Origin of the sequence: Noviherbaspirillum album, from assembly GCF_035916955.1 — a bacterium.
GTDB classification, from domain to species: Bacteria; Pseudomonadota; Gammaproteobacteria; order Burkholderiales; family Burkholderiaceae_D; genus Noviherbaspirillum; species Noviherbaspirillum album.
Genome location: NZ_JAWIIV010000016.1, coordinates 67,959 through 89,082, shown reverse-complemented (window position 1 = coordinate 89,082; position 21,124 = coordinate 67,959). Strand labels below are relative to the sequence as shown.

11 protein-coding genes are annotated in these 21,124 nt (G+C 60.0%); 6 read left to right on the top strand and 5 right to left on the bottom strand.

Annotated features, from left to right (window positions below):
• Positions 1 to 4: 4 nt before the first annotated feature.
• Positions 5 to 3,538 carry an NEL-type E3 ubiquitin ligase domain-containing protein gene (locus RY831_RS18585; protein ID WP_326507876.1) on the bottom strand — a complete coding sequence of 1,178 codons (3,534 nt, stop codon included), beginning with the start codon at positions 3,536 to 3,538 and terminating at the stop codon, positions 5 to 7.
• A 183-nt stretch (positions 3,539 to 3,721) separates the two neighbouring features.
• Between RY831_RS18585 and RY831_RS18580 the strand changes: the two genes are divergently transcribed.
• Together RY831_RS18580 and RY831_RS18575 are read left to right on the top strand one after the other, a co-directional pair.
• Positions 3,722 to 5,989, top strand: a complete 2,268-nt coding sequence (locus RY831_RS18580; protein WP_326507875.1) for an Orn/Lys/Arg family decarboxylase — start codon at positions 3,722 to 3,724, stop codon at positions 5,987 to 5,989.
• A 236-nt stretch (positions 5,990 to 6,225) separates the two neighbouring features.
• Positions 6,226 to 6,849 carry a carbonic anhydrase gene (locus RY831_RS18575; protein ID WP_326507874.1) on the top strand — a complete coding sequence of 208 codons (624 nt, stop codon included), beginning with the start codon at positions 6,226 to 6,228 and terminating at the stop codon, positions 6,847 to 6,849.
• Between the two features lie 60 nt (positions 6,850 to 6,909).
• Here RY831_RS18575 and RY831_RS18570 read toward each other — a convergent pair whose 3' ends face one another.
• Positions 6,910 to 7,530, bottom strand: a complete 621-nt coding sequence (locus RY831_RS18570; protein ID WP_326507873.1) for a hypothetical protein — start codon at positions 7,528 to 7,530, stop codon at positions 6,910 to 6,912.
• Positions 7,531 to 9,168: 1,638 nt separating this feature from the next.
• Here RY831_RS18570 and RY831_RS18565 point away from each other — a divergent pair.
• On the top strand, positions 9,169 to 10,899 hold the full coding sequence (locus tag RY831_RS18565; protein WP_326507872.1) for a DUF1800 domain-containing protein: 1,731 nt from the start codon (positions 9,169 to 9,171) through the stop codon (positions 10,897 to 10,899).
• Between the two features lie 8 nt (positions 10,900 to 10,907).
• A complete protein-coding gene (locus RY831_RS18560; protein WP_326507871.1) occupies positions 10,908 to 12,353 on the top strand; it encodes a DUF1501 domain-containing protein in 1,446 nt (481 codons plus the stop codon).
• 485 nt (positions 12,354 to 12,838) lie between these two features.
• On the opposite strand, the gene dcd is transcribed toward RY831_RS18560, so the two are convergent.
• From dcd to hrpA, 3 genes are all read right to left on the bottom strand, one after another.
• Positions 12,839 to 13,405, bottom strand: a complete 567-nt coding sequence (gene dcd, locus RY831_RS18555; protein ID WP_326507870.1) for a dCTP deaminase — start codon at positions 13,403 to 13,405, stop codon at positions 12,839 to 12,841.
• Positions 13,406 to 13,592: 187 nt separating this feature from the next.
• Positions 13,593 to 14,918 carry an NAD(P)/FAD-dependent oxidoreductase gene (locus tag RY831_RS18550; RefSeq protein ID WP_326507869.1) on the bottom strand — a complete coding sequence of 442 codons (1,326 nt, stop codon included), beginning with the start codon at positions 14,916 to 14,918 and terminating at the stop codon, positions 13,593 to 13,595.
• Between the two features lie 363 nt (positions 14,919 to 15,281).
• A complete protein-coding gene (gene hrpA, locus RY831_RS18545) occupies positions 15,282 to 19,334 on the bottom strand; it encodes an ATP-dependent RNA helicase HrpA (RefSeq protein WP_326507868.1) in 4,053 nt (1,350 codons plus the stop codon).
• 95 nt (positions 19,335 to 19,429) lie between these two features.
• Here hrpA and argA point away from each other — a divergent pair, with 95 nt between their 5' ends.
• Positions 19,430 to 20,740 (top strand): amino-acid N-acetyltransferase, encoded by a 1,311-nt coding sequence (gene argA / locus RY831_RS18540; protein WP_326507867.1) that lies wholly within the window; start codon positions 19,430 to 19,432, stop codon positions 20,738 to 20,740.
• Positions 20,741 to 20,802: 62 nt separating this feature from the next.
• Positions 20,803 to 21,075 carry an oxidative damage protection protein gene (locus tag RY831_RS18535; protein ID WP_326507866.1) on the top strand — a complete coding sequence of 91 codons (273 nt, stop codon included), beginning with the start codon at positions 20,803 to 20,805 and terminating at the stop codon, positions 21,073 to 21,075.
• Positions 21,076 to 21,124: the final 49 nt, after the last annotated feature.

The following is a 21,124-nucleotide window of genomic DNA, read 5'->3' as shown; positions in this document are numbered from 1 at the left end:
TCTCTTATTCACCCATCGCATTCCGGGCCTGTGAAGTCGGCTGGATTCGTTGCCAGTGATTGGCGGTTTTGTACAAGGCAATATAAGCGTCCGCCAGAACGTCGCCAATTACCTCATTGAAGTTCTCGCTGGTATATTTCACCGGTTCCCGAACCCCGTCGCGAAAGCGTGCGATCGTGCCGTCGGTGTCGATCATGGCCACCGTACGGCCCTTGTATTCCGGCAACTGGGTCAGGGCGCACAGTTCGTCTTCACCCGCATAGATGCCCGGAATGCGCACCATCTCCGCATAGACGTCGTTGGGTATTTCAGGCTGGCGGAAGTTCGGCACGTCTTCCGACAATCCCGTCTGCACCACGGCGGCTGCCACCATCTGCGCATTGTAGGCACGCTGCTGCGGAGTGTCGTCGCGTCCGGAAACGAGGTCTGCGATGCGATCGCGGAGTGCGCCGATTCGGCCCTTCTCGATACCTATCGCATAGAAGAGGCAGTCTCCCCCACCCGCGTTTTCTACAAGCTCGACGGACCCAAGGTCATTGGGGTAGATAGGGCGAGACGTCGATGAGGGTTCTGAAGTGATGTACATTTCTGAAACGGGTAAGGCGTCCGCAGGGTTGAATTCAGCACTTTGGGCGGAGGTTTGTCCCGAGATCGCCACTGTTTCGGAATTCTTTGCCCTCTGCGCAGACAAGCGATTTAGCTTTTCGTTGAACGCATTGAACATACCTGGATGAGGCAGGAATGCTTCCGTAGACGTTTCTTGACCGTGAAGAGCAGACTTCATCCCTCCAGCCGCACTCGTCAGAAAACTCTGCCGTCCCGGCGTGATTGTCATGACGTCGGGATAGCGATCGAGAAGCTCCACGATGATCTGTCTGATGACTGTATTTTCGATTTCGCTCATCGCGCTTTGATACACAATCCCGGCCGCATCGAATGCCTCCTGCTGTTCAGGTGTGGGTTTGCCTTGAATTTCAAAATAGACATCCTGTGCAATATCGAAATCGCTCTGTAATTTTTCCGAAAGTTCGGCGACTTTGGCTTTGAAATCGTATGCAGGATTATTTCGGACAAAGTTTTTAATCGGCGCCAGCATCATGAGGAAATCGACGAAGTCGCCCTTCGACGAAGCAGTTTCCCTCACCTTGTTCTCGATAGCCGTTATATTTTTCCGCTCCACCGTTTTTTCAGCGGTGGCTGCATATGACATTTCATCGGCGGGGTCCCACAACCCCAACCTATCGCCGAGCACCACTTCCGCAGCTAGGTGCTGCTCCACTTCCACACCCAACTGAAATGTTTCAAGGACCTCGCTAACGAGTCTGCTCAAAAAAGTCAGTTTTCTCTCGTCTGGCTTGAGCGACAATCTAAGCATGGGCGCCAGCTCAACATCTCCAGCGCACTTCTTGTTCAGTTGTGTAAGTGTGGTTCGAAGAATTGACGACTTTTGTAAACTTGCCGGCCCTGCCCGATAGTTTGCAATAGCTGTTTCCAATGCGAGGGAAAGAAACTTATCGAAACTCGCAGAGCCGACCACATCGCTTTCAAAGTCTGCCGCCGCATGCTCTTTAGCCCTTCTAAAAAAATCTTCGGTCGCCACTGCAGTGATGGCTTTATGTAATTTCTCGCGACGGAACTGATCGTGCGCCCAGGCAAGCAGTTTTTTCTCGGAGTCAAAGCCAAACTTGCCCTGCTCCGCGAACTCAAGAATCACGGCACCCCATAATGTTTCGAAAATCTGCCGGGGATTATTGTGGCAGTTCGCATCGGCACCTTCCGCTGCCGCCGCGAACTTACCGACAAACTCCTCGCTTCCGTCGAGAAGTTCCTTTGCCATCAACAGAATCTTGCGCAACAGGAGTGCTTGCGAAGGACCGGCTTTCCTGAATTCTTGAACCTCTTCAATTCGTCCCATGCACGAAAAAATTATTTCTGCCTGCTTCGAACCGGTCTCATCGATGAAACGCGCGTTTAATCTTGGCCATTCGAGGTCCTCGGTCACAGCACCACGATAGTTATGTCCCAGTCTTGCCTCTTTCTGAGAACATTCCATAAAGAAGCGCACCAATTGTCCGCCAGGATGAGATTTATCCTGCACGCTCCTGACATCTCGCCCGGCATCGATATTTGATAGTGGTGCATTTCTCGACAGCGCATGACGAATTCGGCTGGTTGTACTTGTTTTGGCGGGAAAGTTGCTAGGGTCTATATAGCTGTCATTCAGAATCTTGGAAACTGCCCGCTGATCTGCATCGCTCAAGTCGTTTAAGCGGGTGCGCAAGATTGCGAAGCTTGCTTTCAGCTTTTCCTTGTTTGAGTCCGGCACCGCAGACCAGTTATGTCTTAGCCTGATTAATTGCTCCCTCAAGATACGAAGAGCGTTGTCTTTTGGTCTGTTTCCGCTTCTTGCCCAACTATGATCAATAATGTATGCAGCGCCAAGAGTTGGTGCAAAGCCCATCAGCATCAAAGGCGAATATGGCTTCTTCCCGGTGATGGACAGGTTTGAAGCGCGCCCACTAAGATTGGAGATCACCTTGATTAAATGCTCGGTTGCCTCCGCCGCGTCGCCGACTGGCATTTTGTTTAGCCAGTCTTTCAGGAAAGTCAAGCCACGATATTGCGCGGAACGATCAAAGTGTTCGTGAATTTCCAAAGATGGCAGCATATCGGTCAATCTCGTTACCATGGCTAGACGCTCCGTCGGAGACGTAATGGCTTCGAATGCCGCATTCATTGTTTCCAGCGCCATCTTTTGCAGCGAGCAACGTTCGCCTTCCGCAAAAGGGGGAGTATGCACCGCCATGAGTTGTGCAGCGAATTGCAGTTTTTCGATACGGTTGGATGTTTGGATGAATTGAATGGCGCAGTCGTTGACAAGCTTGAGTTTCTGCTCCCGCTCGGGGCCTTTGTCGGAAGTCTCGCTATTCTTGAGCACATACCGATCGAAGGCATTCGTTAGATCGTCCGCATGATTTTTCCGCTCCGTTTCGTCGGCGTCCATTGGGCATGTGTGGAAATTGTTCAGCGCGCCATGCCATTCAGGCATAGGCATTTCCTTTCGAAAAAATGGCATGCTGAATAATTCATCCAGCAACGGCATCATCGACGCGTTCGGCGAATTTTGGCGCAAATGCGCAACCAGACGACGATCGATGTCGATTATCGTTTTCCGGTTTTGAGCGCTTGCATGCTTATGCTGCCTGTGCATTCCGATTCCCCGCGCAGGATCTTTCCTTCCAAAGAAATGATGCCGCCTGTGCCCGTCATCGATGCGCTTGCCGGAGATTGCACCGGACGAATCTTGCATTTGCGGCGTATCGCCATGTTTGCTCGCGGCCTCGGACAACATATCTCTCATAGATGAGCGCGTAAGGGCCATGCCCAGGGAGCGAAGCATAATGTTTAACCTCCAAAAATTTTGATCAGTGACGAGGGAGCGCGCAGACCCGGGCGCTTGCAGCCGCTTTTTTGCAGCGGCCCGCGGCGATAAGTCCGCAAGGATTTTTAAGTGGCAAAAGGGCATCTGGAGTTCCATTGGCGCGCCAGGTTCTTTTTTCACCGCAATACGACCCCGGGAGGGAAATTGCGTGAACTGGCAGATTCAGCACTTTTCACACACATTTCACTCATATCTGCGAAAATCCCCGTTTTTGCAAATGTCGGCGCGCAAGCTCTCCCGCCCAGGCGTCTCCCTTGTCATCTTCCACCTGGAGACCAAATGAAATTCCGCTTTCCCATCGTCATCATCGACGAAGACTTTCGTTCCGAAAACACCTCGGGCCTGGGCATTCGCGCCCTTGCCGAGGCCATGGAGAAGGAAGGCATGGAAGTGCTGGGCGTAACCAGCTACGGCGACCTGTCGCAGTTCGCCCAGCAGCAGTCGCGCGCCTCCGCCTTCATCCTGTCGATCGACGACGAAGAGTTCGGCGCCGGCTCATCCGAAGAGACTGATTTCGCGCTCAAGTCGCTGCGCGCCTTCGTCGAGGAAATCCGCCACAAGAACGCCGATATTCCGATCTACCTGTACGGCGAAACCCGCACCTCGCGCCATATCCCGAACGATATCCTGCGCGAACTGCACGGCTTCATTCACATGTTCGAGGACACGCCGGAATTCGTCGCCCGTCACATCATCCGCGAGGCGAAATCCTATCTCGACAGCCTGGCGCCGCCCTTCTTCCGCGCACTGGTGCATTACGCGCAGGACGGCTCCTATTCCTGGCACTGCCCCGGTCATTCCGGCGGAGTGGCCTTCCTGAAGTCTCCGGTGGGACAGATGTTCCACCAGTTCTTCGGCGAAAACATGCTGCGCGCCGACGTCTGCAATGCGGTCGAGGAACTCGGCCAGCTGCTTGACCATACCGGCCCCGTCGCGGCTTCGGAGCGCAACGCGGCACGCATCTTCAATGCAGACCATTGCTACTTTGTCACCAACGGCACCTCGACTTCGAACAAGATGGTCTGGCACTCGACCGTCGGGCCGGGCGACATCGTCGTGGTGGACCGCAACTGCCACAAGTCCATTCTGCATTCGATCATCATGACCGGCGCAATCCCGGTGTTCCTGATGCCGACACGCAACCACCTCGGCATCATCGGCCCGATCCCTCTCGAGGAATTCAAGATCGAGAACATCATGAAGAAGATCGAGGCCAATCCCTTTGCCCGCGAAGCGAAGAACAAGAAGCCGCGCATCCTCACCATCACGCAGTCGACCTACGACGGCGTGGTGTACAACGTCGAGACCATCAAGGACATGCTCGACGGCGAGATCGACACCCTGCATTTCGACGAAGCCTGGCTGCCGCATGCCACCTTCCATGACTTCTACAAGAACATGCACGCCATCGGCAAGGACCGTCCGCGCGCCAAGGAATCGCTGATCTTCTCAACGCAGTCCACGCACAAGCTGCTGGCCGGCCTGTCGCAGGCGTCGCAGATCCTGGTGCGCGATTCGCAAACGGTCAAGCTCGACCAGGACATGTTTAACGAAGCCTATCTGATGCATACCTCGACCTCGCCGCAGTACGCGATCATCGCGTCCTGCGACGTCGCCGCCGCGATGATGGAGCCGCCAGGCGGCACCGCGCTGGTCGAGGAAAGCATTTTTGAAGCGCTGGACTTCCGCCGGGCGATGAAGAAGGTCGACCAGGAATTCGGCGAGGACTGGTGGTTCCAGGTCTGGGGCCCGGACGAGTTCGCCGAGAACGGCATTGGTTCGCGCGAAGACTGGATGATCCGCGCCGAGGACGACTGGCACGGCTTCGGCAACATCGCCCAGGGTTTCAACATGCTGGACCCGATCAAGGCGACCATCGTCACGCCGGGCCTGTCCATCGACGGCAAGTTCGGCGAGAGCGGCATCCCGGCCTCGATCGTGACACGCTATCTCGCCGAGCACGGCGTCATCGTGGAAAAGGCCGGCCTGTATTCATTCTTCATCATGTTCACCATCGGCATCACCAAGGGCCGCTGGAACACGCTGCTGACCGCGCTGCAGCAGTTCAAGGACGACTACGACAAAAACCAGCCGATGTGGCGCATCCTGCCGGAATTCTCGGCGAGCAATCCGCGCTACGAGCGCATCGGCCTGCGCGACCTGTGCCAGCAGATCCACGACATGTACAAGTCCTACGACGTGGCGCGCCTGACCACCGAGATGTACCTTTCGGACATGCAGCCCGCGATGAAGCCTTCGGATGCGTTCGCGAAGATGGCCCACCGCGAGATCGAGCGCGTCAATATCGACGAGCTCGAGGGCCGCGTCACCGCTATCCTGCTGACACCCTACCCGCCGGGCATTCCGCTGCTGATCCCGGGGGAGCGCTTCAACAAGACCATCGTCGACTATCTGAAATTCGCGCGCGACTTCAACGAGAAGTTCCCGGGCTTCGAGACCGACGTGCACGGCCTGGTGACGCAGGAAATCGCCGGCCGGCGCGGCTATTACGTGGATTGCGTAAGGCAGGATACGCAAGACAGCTGAGCGGTGTTGCTTTGATAATGTCTGAAATGCCATAGAAAAAGGCACCTTCGCGGTGCCTTTCGTTTATTTGACTGTGGCCGAAGATGCACCGCTGCAAGGGTGTGCAGGCATCCGTGCCTGCACAAAGCCCTTCATCCGAAGAAGGTATAAAACATGAAAGCCCGCATCGCCGAACTTTGATGCATAAATTGCATTGGCACTATAAAATTCGCCCACTGCAATAAAAGGAGGCCAACATGATTCCCGCCCACGAAGCCCTTGAACGCCTGCGCGAAGGCAACCGCCGTTTCGTTTCCGACATCAAGAACCTCAATTCCATGCCGAGCCAGTCGCGCCGGCTGGAGCTGGCTGCAGGCCAGGAACCCTTCGCCATCATCCTCGGCTGCTCCGATTCGCGCGTGCCGGCGGAACTGGTCTTCGACCAGGGCCTCGGCGACCTGTTCGTGATCCGCGTCGCCGGCAACATTGTCGCGCCCTCGCAGATCGGCAGCGTCGAATTCGCCGCCGGCCAGTTCGGCACCCGGCTGGTGGTGGTGCTCGGCCATACCGGCTGCGGCGCCATCAAGGCCACGCTCGACGAGCTGCAGCGCCCGTCGGCGAACCAGTCGCGCAACCTGCGTTCCATCGTCGACCGTGTGCGCCCTTCGGTGCAAACCCTGTTGAATACCGACCTGCGTCATGACCATTGCGCATTGATGCAGCAGGCGGTGCGCGCCAATATCCTGGCCTCGGCCAACCAGCTTCGCCATGGCTCGGATATCCTGGAGAACCTGATCCAGAACGAGGGATTGCTTGTGGTAGGCGCCGAGTATTCGCTGGAGACGGGCGAGGTGGAGTTCTTCGATTCGGTGCCGGGGTAGGCATATACATCGCATTTACCGCTCTATCCGGACATTGTCCGGATAGAGGTTTACCGAGTCTTATGGAGATCGGGAACCGGATGCTTTCCCTGCGTCCGCATCGGTATAACCGGACGAAGCTGCAAACTCTACACGACCGCCTAACTCAAGTCTCTCCCTTTCCAGACGCTGATGGACATCGTTAACTGTCTCAACCAAGGTCCGGAATTGAGGCAGACCGACAAAGATATCCAGATCTTGATCTAGTTGAGGAGGCGCATACGGTCCGAAGTTGAAGACATCTGTCGCATTGGACAAATACAGCAGCTCGCGCAGGGAGTAACGCATGTCTTGTTCCAACGTGTGCACCACGTCATTCGGCTGCCCATTTTCACGTGCCTCCACGACAGCGTCGTACGCCTTCAAGGTGTGATCAAGCAAGCCTACCCACCCCCGCTGCTGTATCTCATTGGCAAGTCCGGGACGCGTTCCTATCGCACGCTGGATCGCTTGCGTAGCGATGGCATGCTTATTTTTATCTGAAATCGAAAGGATGATTGGCAAGGTATCCTGATGAGGTTGAGGCGCCGACGACAGCGTTGCTTCAGGCGAGGCTGGTTTGCCAGTACGCGGACCGAGCCCAAGCTGCTCCCGCAATGTTGCTCTCGTTCGTACGCGCCTTTGCTTTTTGAGGTTTGCCAAGCTCGCATCACCCAGTCTTTCTGTTACTTCTCTCCAATTTATTGGACTGCCCAGTGACGTTGGCCCGGAAGTTTGCCCTGTGTAGGCGGATTCGGTATGTTCCTGGTTCGAGCGCGATGACGATGCTACAGGCTGCGCGAATGCTCCATATCGAGCATTGTCTGTCGGAGTAGGCGCGAAGTCGGGCAGGAATGGTACTCCCCTCGACGTACCTGAAGACGATGCTCGTGGTGGCATCTCCGTCAACTCCATGTCTTTCCTCGACCTGGTCTCGTAAGGTCTTGAAGATCTGAATATTGTTCCAAAACCTGAATGTTCCGACGAAGTTCGGGTGCGTGACTTTCCTTTGCCGGGACCAGGGCCGGCTTTGACTGTGTCACTGGAGAGCGATCCGGGTGAACGGCCAGAATTGGACCGAGCTATCGAATCAGCCGGCAAGCGCATCGGTGTTCGGCCTGCAGCGACTGTTCTGTGCGGACCTTGGATAGATTCAGGCGAACTCGTGGTTGTGTAGGAGGATGAGGCAACCAGCCCCTCGTGTTTTCCGGAAGGCTGCCCTCCGTAAGCCGATGCATCTTCAGTTCGTCTACTTCCACCCGCTTGCGCTTGCCTGGCGGTCCGTGCGTCGTGGCGAGTTTGAACCTCTTTCAGCCCTTGTTGGAATGCTTCCCCGATATGTCGGAGTTCTGCGGCGCGTTCCTCGTGCGTTCTGCCGGAATGCAGACCTCCCGATGCGCCTGGATTGCCGGAAGTGGGAGAACCGTCACCAATGCACCCGCAGGTAGCCTTGTTCAAGAATCGCATTACAAAATTTCTGGCGCTGTTTTCAGACCTATACCTTCTGTTCATCTCAGGACCTGGAACATCGTCCTGCCGAGGCCTTGCATTGAGTGGGATCACGATTCCCGACGCTTGAGCATCTTTGCTCAGTACATCATTTTGTACGAGCACGTATTTCTGGGGATTTGCCGGTGGAATGCCAAGATAGAGATTCATGCCCTGCTTCACTTGCCGCGCCTGAAGCGCCTCATCAAGCACATGAGATGGAAACGTGTGTCGGCCGGAAAGCGTGGTGCCTTGAACATCTTCGTTGACCGTACCGATATCGATAGTGTCCCTGCCGATCCAGTGGGCATATCCGACCCTCGGCTGCCCTGTTGAAATGGTGTGTACATCACTAAGCTGGATGCCGGGTAATAGCGTCATGAAAGCAGGTTCGTTCTGCAAGGGCGGATGAAGTTCCTGCACTGATGCGTGGGCAACAGATGCAATAGTCGGATGGCCGGAGGGAGCGATTCTGGAAAACATTTCAAGCCTTCAATTTGAGTTACTGCCAACGACTTCGTTGGCACAACGGGGTGGCATCAAAATTTTGGTGCTCCCTGAGTGGCGAACAACGTTGGAATAGTTCCAACTTTGTTACGGCAAGTCCCTCCTTAATAGCGCCTTACGTGCTGGCTAAACTGCAGCCTCTTCCGGCCCATCTTATTTAGGAATTTGCTGAACCGGCCAGGATCGAAGATTACATCTGGAAACATTTCTCGCAATTAAGACACATCTACTTCGAACCTTTCCGTTCATCATCCAATCGAATGCCTCCAAGCAACATTCGGGTTGGCTTGTCGAATGGAGAACAACATGCAGTCCCCAAAATTTCGCGTGCTGGTTTCAGCCGCCGCCCTGGCGCTTCTTGCGTCGTGTGGTGGCGGAGGAAGCGGCTCCGGTCCCGGCGTTGGCAGCGGCGCAGGTAATTCCTCCGGTCCCGGTGGCTATGGCAACGGCATCGCCGGCACCCCGGCCGACATGCCATCCATTCCACAGGCTTCGCGAATGCTGGGGCAAGCCACTTTCGGCGCCACCACAGCCGATATGGATCGCCTGACTGCCGGCGGGTACACCGCCTGGATCGAAGACCAGTTCGCAAAACCGCAGGCACTGCATCGCAATTACATCGACAGCATCACCGCCTCGCTCGGCACAAAAGCCACCCAGAACCACTTCCAGGAGTCATTCTGGCAGCAGGCGATCACCGGCGAAGACCAGCTGCGCCAGCGCATGGCGTTCGCGCTGTCGCAGATCTTCGTTGTCTCCGTTCTCGACAGCACGGTCAACAGCTATCCGCGCGGCGTCGCCTCCTATTACGACACGCTGGCCACCCATGCCTTCGGCAATTTTCGCGATCTGCTGGAAGCCGTCGCCCTTCATCCAATGATGGGCATCTACCTGACCTCGATGCGCAACCAGAAGGAGACGGGCACGAGAGTGCCGGATGAAAATTTCGCGCGGGAAGTGATGCAGCTGCTGACCATCGGCCTCAACGAACTCAATGCCGACGGCTCGCCGAAGATGATCGACAACCAGCCGGTGGAAACCTATACCAGCGCCGACATCAGCGGGCTGGCCAAGGTGTTTACCGGCTGGAGCTGGGCCGGCGCCGACAAGGGCGACAGCCGCTTCTACGGCGGCAATGCCGATCCCAACCGGGACTGGCTGCCGATGCAGTCCTATCCCAAGTTCCACTCGACCTCCGAGAAGCGCTTTCTCGGCGTGACCGTGCCCGCCGGCGCCACTCCGGAAGCCAGTCTCAAGATTGCGCTCGACACCCTGTTCAACCATCCGAATGTCGGGCCCTTCATCGGCCGCCAGCTGATCCAGCGCCTCGTCACCAGCAACCCCAGCCCGCACTACATCGGCCGCGTGGCGTCCGCCTTCGCCAACAACGGGCAAGGCATGCGCGGCGACATGAAAGCCGTCATACGCGCCATCCTGCTCGATCCCGAGGCGCGCAGCGATGCGGTGCTCGCCGATCCGCGCGGCGGCAAGCTGCGCGAGCCGGTGCTGCGGCTGGCCAACTGGATGCGGGCCTTCGGCGCCAAGTCGACCTCCGGCCGCTTCCTGATGTCGAGCAGCCTCGACGATCCGCTGACGTCGCTCGGCCAGACGCCGATGCGCAGTCCTTCCGTCTTCAACTTTTACCGCCCCGGCTATGTGCCGCCGAATACGGCGATCGCCGCCGCCGGCCTGGTGTCGCCGGAAATGCAGATCACCGGTGAAACCTCGGTGGTCGGCTATCTGAATTTCATGCGTGACGTCATTGCCAACGGCACCGGCAATACGCGCGACGTCAAGCCGGATTACGGCATCGAACTGACGCTGGCCGACACGCCGGAGAAACTGGTCGACCATGTGAATTTGCTGCTGATGGCGAACCAGATGCCTGCCAGCCTGCGCGGCAGGATCGTCAATGCGGTGAGCTCGGTGCCCGTCTCGGCCACCAATGCCGCCACGGCTGCCACCGCGCGCAGGAACCGCGTCTATCTGGCGGTGTTCCTCACGATGGCATCGCCGGAATACCTGGTGCAGAAATAGGATTCGCCATGACACACAAACCCAATGCCTCGCGCCGGCGCTTCCTGCAGGCCGCTTCGCTGATGTCCGCGGTGGGCACTTCCGGCGCGCCTTTCGCGCTGAACCTGCTGACCGTGGGCGCTGCCGCCGCGCAGACGGCCGGCGACGGTTACAAAGCCATCGTCTGCCTGTTTCTCGCAGGCGGCAACGACCATGCGAACACGGTGCTTGCGACCGATCCGGCTTCCTGGTCGTCCTACACCTCGGTGCGCACCACCAACGAGGCCGGTTCCATCGCCCTGCCCGCCGCCGGCATGCCGGGCGGGGTGCTGCCCATCGTGCCCAATACCGTGCAGCCGGGACGAGAATTCGCGCTGCATCCCGGCCTCGGTCCCTTGAAGGACCTGTTCGACAACGGCCGCGCCGCCGTGATCGCCAATGTCGGCCCGCTGGTGATGCCGACCACCCGGGTACAGTACAAGGCGCAAAGCGTCGCGCTGCCGCCGAAGCTGTTCTCGCACAATGACCAGCAGTCGCTGTGGCAGTCCTCGCGCCCGGAAGGCGCCAAGTTCGGCTGGGGCGGCCGCATGGGAGACCTGCTGGCATCGATGAACGGCAATGCCACATTTACCTCGGTATCGGCGGCGGGCAACGCCGTATTCCTGGCCGGCCAGAGGATCAACCAGTACCAGGTCAATGCGTCCGGAGCGGTGCCGATCGCCGGCGTCAGCGGATCGCTGTTCGGCGCGCCGGCCGGGTCGAATTCCCTGCACGCGATCCTGACCGGCAGCCGCAGCAATGTGTTCGAGCAGGACCATGCCGCCATCGTCAAGCGCTCCATCGATGCTCAGGGCGTGCTGAGCACTTCGATGGCGCCGGCCGGCGCCGCCGGCGTGCCGAATCCGACGCAGTACACCAATCCCAATACCGGAGCGCTGGCCAACAATCCGCTCGCCGTCCAGCTGCAGACGGTGGCCCGGGTGATTGCCGGGCGCGGCGGCCTTGGCGCCCAGCGGCAGGTGTTCTTCGTCAGCATGGGCGGCTTCGATACCCATGATTTCGAGAAGGCCAATCATGCCGACCTGATGGCGAAGCTGGCTCATGCGATGTCGTATTTCGACACTACCCTGGCATCACTGGGCGGCGCCGACCTGCGCGGACAAGTGACTCTGTTTACCGCATCCGATTTCGGCCGCACCTTCACCAGCAACGGCGACGGCACCGACCACGGCTGGGGCGCGCATCATTTCGTGATGGGCGGCGCGGTCAAGGGCAAGGATATCTACGGCACCTTCCCGGTGACCGGACTCAATCATGCGGAAGATGTCGGCTCGGGCAGCCTGCTGCCGGCGATTTCGGTCGACCAGTATGCGGCGACGCTGGCGAAGTGGTTCGGATTGAGCGATGGCCAGATCGCCGACGTGTTTCCGAACATCGGCAATTTTTCAATGCGCAACCTGGGATTCATGGCATGAACCCGGGGCGCGGAATGACCTTCTCCTGAAGGGCTGCTTCCCCGGGTGGGGAAGCTTCGGGTGCGGGCGCGACTGCGTGGAGTACGTGGTATCGCATGTAGCCTCGCCCTTACCTACCCCTTCCCCCGTTTTGGGGGAAGGGTTTTTTTTGGGGCGGCAACTGTTGGGTAGTGCAGGCCTTTGTGCCTGCACAGAGGACTTTGGTCCGGAGATGGTTGAACGCTGGTCTATGCGTGGAGGCTTGCTTTGCCGGGACTGGCCCCGGCGGGCCACCTACTTTTTTGCTTCGCCAAAAAAGTAGGCAAAAAAAGCGACCCCGCTACCGCCGCCCCTGCGGGGTTCCCAAAAGAGCGGATGCCAAAGCGGGAAGCGCAGAAACTCGCCTGCGGCTCAGACATCTGCGCTTCTCTATCCGCTTTGGCATCCGCTCTTTTGGCGTCGTTAGAGGGGACTCTAAAAAGCCTCTCTGCACTACCTTGGAAAAATCAAGTCTTCGGCAACGTCACGCCGCGCTGTCCCTGGTACTTCCCTCCGCGGTCCTTGTACGAAGTCTCGCAGATTTCATCGCTCTCGAAGAACAGGACCTGGGCGCAGCCTTCGCCGGCATAGATCTTCGCCGGCAGCGGCGTGGTGTTCGAAAATTCCAGCGTCACGTAGCCTTCCCATTCCGGCTCGAAGGGCGTGACGTTGACGATGATGCCGCAGCGCGCATAGGTCGACTTGCCGAGGCATATGGTCAGTACGCTGCGCGGAATGCGGAAATATTCGACGGTGCGGGCCAGCGCGAAGGAATTGGGGGGGATGATGCAGACGTCGCCCTTGAAGTCGACGAAGGATTTCTCGTCGAAATTCTTCGGATCGACGATGGTGCTGTTGATGTTGGTGAAGATCTTGAATTCGTCGGCGCAGCGGATATCGTAGCCGTAGGACGACGTGCCGTAGCTGACGATCTTGTGGCCGTCGACATTGCGGACTTGGCCGGACTCGAAGGGTTCGATCATGCCGTGGCTTTCGGCCATGCGGCGGATCCACTTGTCGGATTTGATGCTCATTGTTTTCGCGAGGGTCTTGAGGGAACGGGAAGGCGCACCACGGAGCGCTCCGGTCGGGATCCGGCGCACTTCCCGCGTTGCGAGAATTTCCGCGATTTTACGCGAAAACAGGGGCTGGACCAGCGTTCGCGATGCGACGCGGCCTGATTGAATTGCCGGGCCGGAGAAAGGCCGGGGGCGAGAGGCCCTAGACCGCCTGCCGGGCCGGTTCCGGCTGCAGGCCGGGCGGATTGTGGAAAATCGACGCCTGGTGCACGTAATGCTGCTGCACGCATTCCGCATAGGCATCCTTGAGCACCATCGGATCCTGAAGCAGGCGATCCTTCCATTCGCCGAGGCGCACCTGGTGCTGGATCAGGCCGCGCAGCACGCCGGAATACTCGGTCAGGCCGACGGTATTGCTGCCAACCAGGATGTCGCGGCTGAATTCAAGCCGCATGTACTTGAAATTGGCCGGATCGGCGAATTCCACCCACTGCCCGCCGCGTATGCCCTGCCAGTGACCGAAGGATGCGGATATCAGCCCCAGCGTGTCGAATACGTCGATCTGGCGCACCGAGCGCTGCACCGCGTGCTTGTCGGCCATGTTGAGCGCCGCGCAGTAAGCCTGGTCGCCGGCATTCGGCTGCACGCCGGCGATGACGCTGCGGCCCGCAGCTTCGTCGAAGATTTCGGCGCAGTCGCCGGCGGCATAGATGCCGGGCACATTGGTCTGCATCGTTTCATCGACCACCACGCCCTGCAGGAACTTGATGCTGCTGCCGCGCAGGAAATCGATGTTGGGCGTGCTGCCGGCGCAGTAGACGATAAGATCGGCCTGCAGCTGGGTGCCGCTGGACAGGCGGGCAATGTGCGGCGCGCCGAGCGTCTGCAGGGTGCTGGTGCCGATGGCGACCACCCGCGTCGATGTATGGACCTTGATGCCTTTCCTCTCGCACCAGCGCATCACCATGTCGCCCGCGCCGCGGCACAGCGCACCAGCCATCATGCGGTCGCGCTTTTCGACGACCGTCAGGTCGACGCCGCGCCTGGCCAGCGCTTCCATGACGAGGCAGCCGATGAAGCCGGCGCCGATCAGCACCACGCGCGATCCCGGCTTCGCGAGCGCGGCGATCTTGCGCGCATCCTGCAGCGTCCAGCAGGCATGCACGCCGGGAAAGTCGATGCCGGGAATGGTGGGAACGCGCGGCTTGGAGCCTGTGCAGATGAGCAGCTTGTCGAATTCGATGGCGCTGCCGTCTTCCATCTTGACGGTGCGCGTGCGGCTGCTGACGTGCGCGGCGCGGCCGAACACCTGCTGCACCCTCAGCCTGGAAAAATAATCCTTGTCGCGCCGCAGGCGCATGCTGGCTTCGCTGATCTGTCCCGCGATCAGGCTTGGCAGCGCCGTACGCGAATACGGCATTTCCACTTCGTCGCCGACGAGGATGATGTCATCGGCCGGCGCATTCTTGCGCAGGGTTTCGGCGGCAATGACCCCCGCCGGGCCGTTGCCGAGAATCACATGTCTCATGAGGCTGCCCCGCCTTCGCAGCATGAATGCAGGCTGGTAGCCAACTTGGTGATGGACCGCATTTCCTTCTCCTGTTGGATAGGACTTCTTCAGGTCTCACTATATTGGCCGTGCCGGACAGGTCCGTTGAACAAGCTCAACGGCGTAGCATGAGATAAAGCAAAGGCGTTGCGGGCCTTGCCAGCAGGCACCGCGCGAAGATTCCGCAGGCAAATCTTGCAGCCCGGCGTCCGGGTACTAGAGCGTTTTCACCCTGACCTGCCTGCCGACCCCGGACAGATTGCCGCCGGCACTGCGTTGTGACGCCTTGACCCAGCAGCAATCTGCCTCGGCCTCGACTAGGCCGGTCAGGGCGAAAACGCTCTAACGCTGCATGGACTCCCAGACTTTCTGCAGGCGCTTGGACGATACCGGCATCGGCGTGCGCAACTCTTGGGCAAACAGGGATACGCGCAATTCTTCCAGCAGCCAGCGGAATTCATGCATCCTGGGATCGGCATTCTTCTGCCTGTCCTTCTGCGCGCGCTGCCATGGCGCGGCCACCTGCGCCCATTCGGCCATCAGGCGCGCATCACGCGCCGGGTCGGCACGCAGCTTTTCCAGGCGGATATTGATTGCCTTCAGGTAGCGCGGAAAATGGGCAAGCTGCACGTAATCGTTGTCGGCGATGAAGCGCTTGCCAACCAATGCCTGAAGCTGCGCCTGCATGTCGGCTGCGCTTTGCGCATGGCCTTTCGCCCCCTGCAGCTTCTTGGGCAGGGTGTAGTACTCGGCCAGCACCTGCGCCGCGAGCCGCGCAATCTCGTTGACCAGCAGGCCGATGCGGGATTTGCCCTCATCCTTGCGGCGGTTGAACTCTTCCGCATTCTTCGGCAGCGGGTCCTGCATGCAGGCGCGGTCGAGCGCGGCCTGGATGATCTGTTCGCGCAGTTCCTCCTGCGAGCCGAGCGACATGTATTGCATGCCCATCTGCTGCAGGCCGGGCACGTTCTTTTCAAGGAACTTGATCTGCTCCTTCAGTTGCAGCGCGAACAGCTTGCGCAGGCCCGCATGATGAACGCGCGCCGCTTCCGCCGGATCGTCGAAGACCTCGAGGTCGCAATGCGATCCCTTGTCCACCAGCGCCGGGAAACCGATCAGGCTTTGCTTGCCCTGCTGGATTTCCAGCAGCTCCGGCAGCACGCCGAAAGTCCATGCGGTCAAATTCTGGTGCTCCGCCGCGGCGGTCTTCTCCACTTGGCTAGCGGCATTGCCCGCGTTGCCGACCGAAGTCTTTGCCGGGCCGGCGACTTGCGGCTGCGGCTTGCCGGCGGCACCCGGATCCATCGCCGCTACCGCATTCCTTTCGGCGATGCGCTGGAAGCTCTCCCTCGCCTGTCCGCCGAATTCCGCCTGCAGGTTCGCCAGGCTGCGCCCCATCTCGAGCTGCCTGCCATGCTCGTCGATGATCTTGAAGTTCATGAAGTGATGTGCGGGCAGCGTCTCGAGCTTGAAGTCGGTGGTCTTGACAGTGACGCCGGTCTGCTCGCGCACATCGGCGATCACCGTATCGATCAGGTTGCCCCTGCCGAAATCGGCGCGTTCGCAGAAACCGGCCGCGTAATCCGGCAGCGGCACGCAATGCCGGCGCAGCTTCTGCGGCAGCGATTTCAGCAGCAGATGCACCTTCTCCTTCAGCATGCCCGGCACCAGCCAGTCGCAGCGGTCGGCCGATACCTGGTTCAACGCATACAGCGGCACGGCCAGCGTCACGCCGTCGCGCGGACTGCCCGGCTCGAAGTGATAGGTGAGCGTCATCGGCACGCCGGCCACCTGCATGGTCTTGGGGAACAGATCGGTGGTGACGCCCGCCGCCTCGTGGCGCATCAGGTCGTCGCGGTTCAGGTGCAGCAATTTGGGATTCTGCGCCGTGGCTTCCTTGAGCCACTTCTCGAAGGCGATGCCGGTATGGATTTCCTGCGGAATCAGCTGCTCGTAGAAGGCCGCGATCAATTCCTCGTCGACCAGCACATCGAGACGGCGCGACTTGTGCTCGAGGTTCTCGATTTCCCGCACCAGCTTCTGGTTATGGGCCAGGAACGGGAAGCGGGTTTCATACTCGCCGGCCACCAGCGCGCTGCGGATGAATATCTCGCGCGCTTCCCCGGGATTGATCTGGCCATAGTTGATGCGTCGCTGGCTGTACACCACCAGGCCGTACAGCGTGGCGCGCTCGAAGGCCGACACCTGCGCGGTGCGCTTTTCCCAGCGCGGGTCGCCATAGGATTTCTTGAGCAGATGGCCGCCCACCCGTTCCAGCCACTCGGGCTGGATCTGCGCGATGCCGCGCGCATACAGCCGCGTGGTTTCCACCAGCTCGGCCCCCATGATCCAGCGCCCGGCTTTCCTGGCCAGACTGGAGCCGGGCCAGATATGGAACCTGATCCCGCGTGCGCCCAGGTAATGCGGCTCGTCTTCGGCCTTGTAGCCGACATTGCCCAGCAGGCCGGTCAGCAGCGCGGTATGCAGCTGCTCGTAGGTTGCCGGCGATTCGTTCAGGCGCCAGCCCTGCTCCCGCACCAGCGTCAGCAATTGCGAATGCACGTCGCGCCACTCGCGCAGGCGCAGCTGCGACAGGAAGTTGGCGCGGCAGCTGTCCATCAGCTGCCGGTTGGATTTCTTGTGCTCGATGGCTTCCTCGAACCACTTCCAGATCTTGAGATAGCTGAGGAATTCCGACTTGTCATCGGCGAATTTCTTGTGCGCGTTGTCGGCCGCTTCCTGCGCCTCCATCGGCCGGTCGCGAGGGTCCTGCACCGACAGCGCCGCGGCAATGATCAGCACTTCATTGAGCGCGGCATTGTCGCGCGCGGCAAGAATCATGCGGCCGACGCGCGGATCGAGCGGCAGCTTCGCCAGCTGACGGCCCAGCGGCGTGAGCTGGTTGTCGTCGTCGACCGCTCCCAGTTCCTGCAGCAGCTGGTAGCCGTCGGCGATGGCACGGCCCAGCGGCGGCTCGATGAACGGAAAGGTTTCGACATCGGCCAGGCGCAGCGATTTCATGCGCAGGATGACCGCCGCCAGCGAGGAGCGCAGGATTTCCGGATCGGTGAATTTCGGCCGCTGCAGGAAATCCGCTTCCTCATAAAGCCGGATGCAGACGCCGGCGGCAACGCGGCCGCAGCGGCCGGCGCGCTGATTGGCGGCGGACTGCGCGACCGGTTCGATCTGCAGCTGTTCGACCTTGTTGCGGTAGCTGTAGCGCTTGACTCGCGCCAGGCCGGCATCGACCACATACCGGATGCCGGGCACCGTCAGCGAAGTTTCGGCGACGTTGGTTGCCAGCACGATGCGCCGCGCGTTCGAGATCTTGAATACCCGCTCCTGCTCCTGCACCGACAGGCGCGCGAACAGGGGAAGGATTTCGACATGCGGCGGATGATGCTTGCGAAGCGCTTCGGCGGCATCGCGGATTTCACGCTCCCCGGGCAAAAACACCAGCACGTCGCCCGGACCGATGCGCGCCAGCTCATCGACCGCATCGACCACCGCATCCATCAGGTCGCGCTGCTCCTTCTGCGTTGACGTGCGTCCGTCGGGCCGGTCGGGCTTTTCGGCGGGTTCGACCGGCCGGTAGCGGATTTCCACCGGATACAGGCGGCCGGAAACTTCGATCACCGGCGCCAGCTTGTCGCCGCGCGCGAAATGGCGGGCGAAGCGCTCCGCGTCGATGGTCGCCGAGGTGATGATCAGCTTCAGGTCGGGCCGGCGCGGCAGCAGCTGCTTCAGGTAGCCGAGCAGGAAGTCGATGTTCAGGCTGCGCTCGTGCGCCTCGTCGATGATGATGGTGTCGTACTGCCGCAGCAGCGGATCGGTCTGCGTCTCCGCCAGCAGGATGCCGTCGGTCATCAGCTTGACCGACGCGCCCCGGGACAGGGTATCGGTGAAACGCACCTTGAAGCCGACATGCTCGCCCAGCGGCGAACCCAGTTCCTGGGCGATGCGCTTGGCGGTGGACGAAGCCGCGATGCGGCGCGGCTGGGTGTGACCGATCAGGCCCGCCTGGCCGCGGCCGAGTTCGAGGCAAATCTTGGGCAGCTGCGTGGTCTTGCCGGAGCCGGTCTCGCCGGACACGATGATGACTTGATTGGCGCGCAGGGCATCCGCGATTTCCCGGCGCCGGCCGGAGACCGGCAGCTCTTCGGGAAAGCTGATCGGCGGCAAGGGATTCCGGACGACCGGTTCGGGCGCGGATGCGGCTTTGGGCTGCTGGTGCCGCGGCTTGCCGTTGTCGCGGGGAAGCTGTTGCTTCCTTGGACCCTGCGGTCCTTGCGGCCTATGCGTACCTTGAGGACCCTGCGTTTTTTCCGTCTTTTCCGCCTGCTGGGCGGCGCGCGCATCCTGCCTGGGTTTGTGTAATTGTTCTGGAGCTGACATATCGGGGGAATTATACAGAGCCGGTGCACCAGAGCCGCGGGGAATGCCGGCGCTGCCGGACCGGCTGCGGGGAAGCTCTGTATATAATGCGCATCATGGAAAATCCAATACAGTTTGTGCAATGGCTGCGCTCGGTGGCGCCCTATATTCACGCGTTCCGCGGCAAGACCTTCGTGGTGGCCTTCCCAGGCGAACTGGTGATGTCGGGAGCCCTGCCCGTGCTGGCGCAGGACCTGTCGCTGCTGCACGCGCTCGGCATCAAGGTGGTGATCGTGCACGGCTCCCGGCCGCAGGTCGATGAACAGCTTGCCCTGCGCAACCTGGCTGCCCGGTACCACAACGGCCTGCGCATCACCGATGCGCCGGCGATGGAATGCGTGAAGGAAGCCGCTGGCGAACTGCGCCTCGACATCGAGGCGGCATTCAGCCAGGGCCTGCCGAACACGCCGATGGCGCATTCCGCGATCCGCATCATTTCCGGCAACTTCGTCACTGCCCGGCCGATCGGCGTCATCGACGGCGTCGACCTGGAATTCACCGGGGTGGCGCGCAAGATTGCCTATGAGACCATTCACCCGATATTAAGTGCCGGCGGCCTGGTATTGCTGTCGCCGCTCGGCTTCTCGCCGACCGGAGAAGCCTTCAACCTGACCATGGAAGACGTGGCCGTATCCGCCGCGACCGCGCTGCGCGCAGACAAGCTGATCTTCATCACCGAGACGCCGATGATGACCGATGCCGAAGGCCGCGACATCCGCGAACTCACCGCGGCCCAGGCCGACACGCTGCTCAAGGGCAGCATCTTGCCGCCAGACACGGCCTTCTACCTGCAGCACTGCGTCAAGGCTTCGCGCAGCGGCGTGCCGCGTTCGCATATCGTTCCCTTCGAGCTGGACGGCTCGGCCATGCTGGAAATCTTCACCCATGACGGCGTCGGCACCATGGTCAGCACCGAGAACCTGGAAACCCTGCGCGAAGCGACCATTGAAGACGTCGGCGGCATTCTCAAGCTGATCGAACCGCTGGAAGCCGACGGCACCCTGGTCAAGCGCGGCCGTGAACTGATCGAACGGGAAATCGACTATTTCTCGGTGATCGAACACGATGGCGTGATCTTTGGCTGCGCGGCGCTTTATCCGTTCCCGGCGGAAAAGATGGCCGAAATGGCCTGTCTCACCGTCAATCCCGAGGTGCAGAGCCAGGGCGACGGCGAGCGCATTCTCAAGCACATGGAAAATCGCGCGCGCGCCGCCGGGTTCAGCAGGCTGTTCGTGCTCACCACCCGTACCGCGCACTGGTTCAAGAAGCGCGGCTTCGTCCCGGCTACGGTCGACGACCTGCCAAAAGACAGGCAGCACATGTATAACTGGCAACGCAAGTCAATGGTACTGATCAAGCAACTTTAAAAACCCCGTGTTCTCCAACCGGAGGCACGTTTAACACGTTTTGAATCGACAAGGAGTAGAACATGGCCCGCACGGTCCACTGCGTCAAGCTGAACAAGGAAGCCGAAGGATTGGATTTTCCGCCGTATCCCGGCGAACTCGGCAAGAAGATTTACGAGAGTGTTTCCAAGGAAGCCTGGGCCGGCTGGCTCAAGCACCAGACCATGCTGGTCAATGAAAACCGCCTGAACCTGGCCGATGCGCGCGCGCGGAAGTACCTGGCCACCCAGATGGAAAACCATTTCTTCGGTTCCGGTGCCGATGCCGCCGCCGGTTACGTGCCGCCTTCCGAATGAAGCTCGCGCCCAGCCCCGGGCGCAGCCATGAAAAAAGCCGCTGAATCGC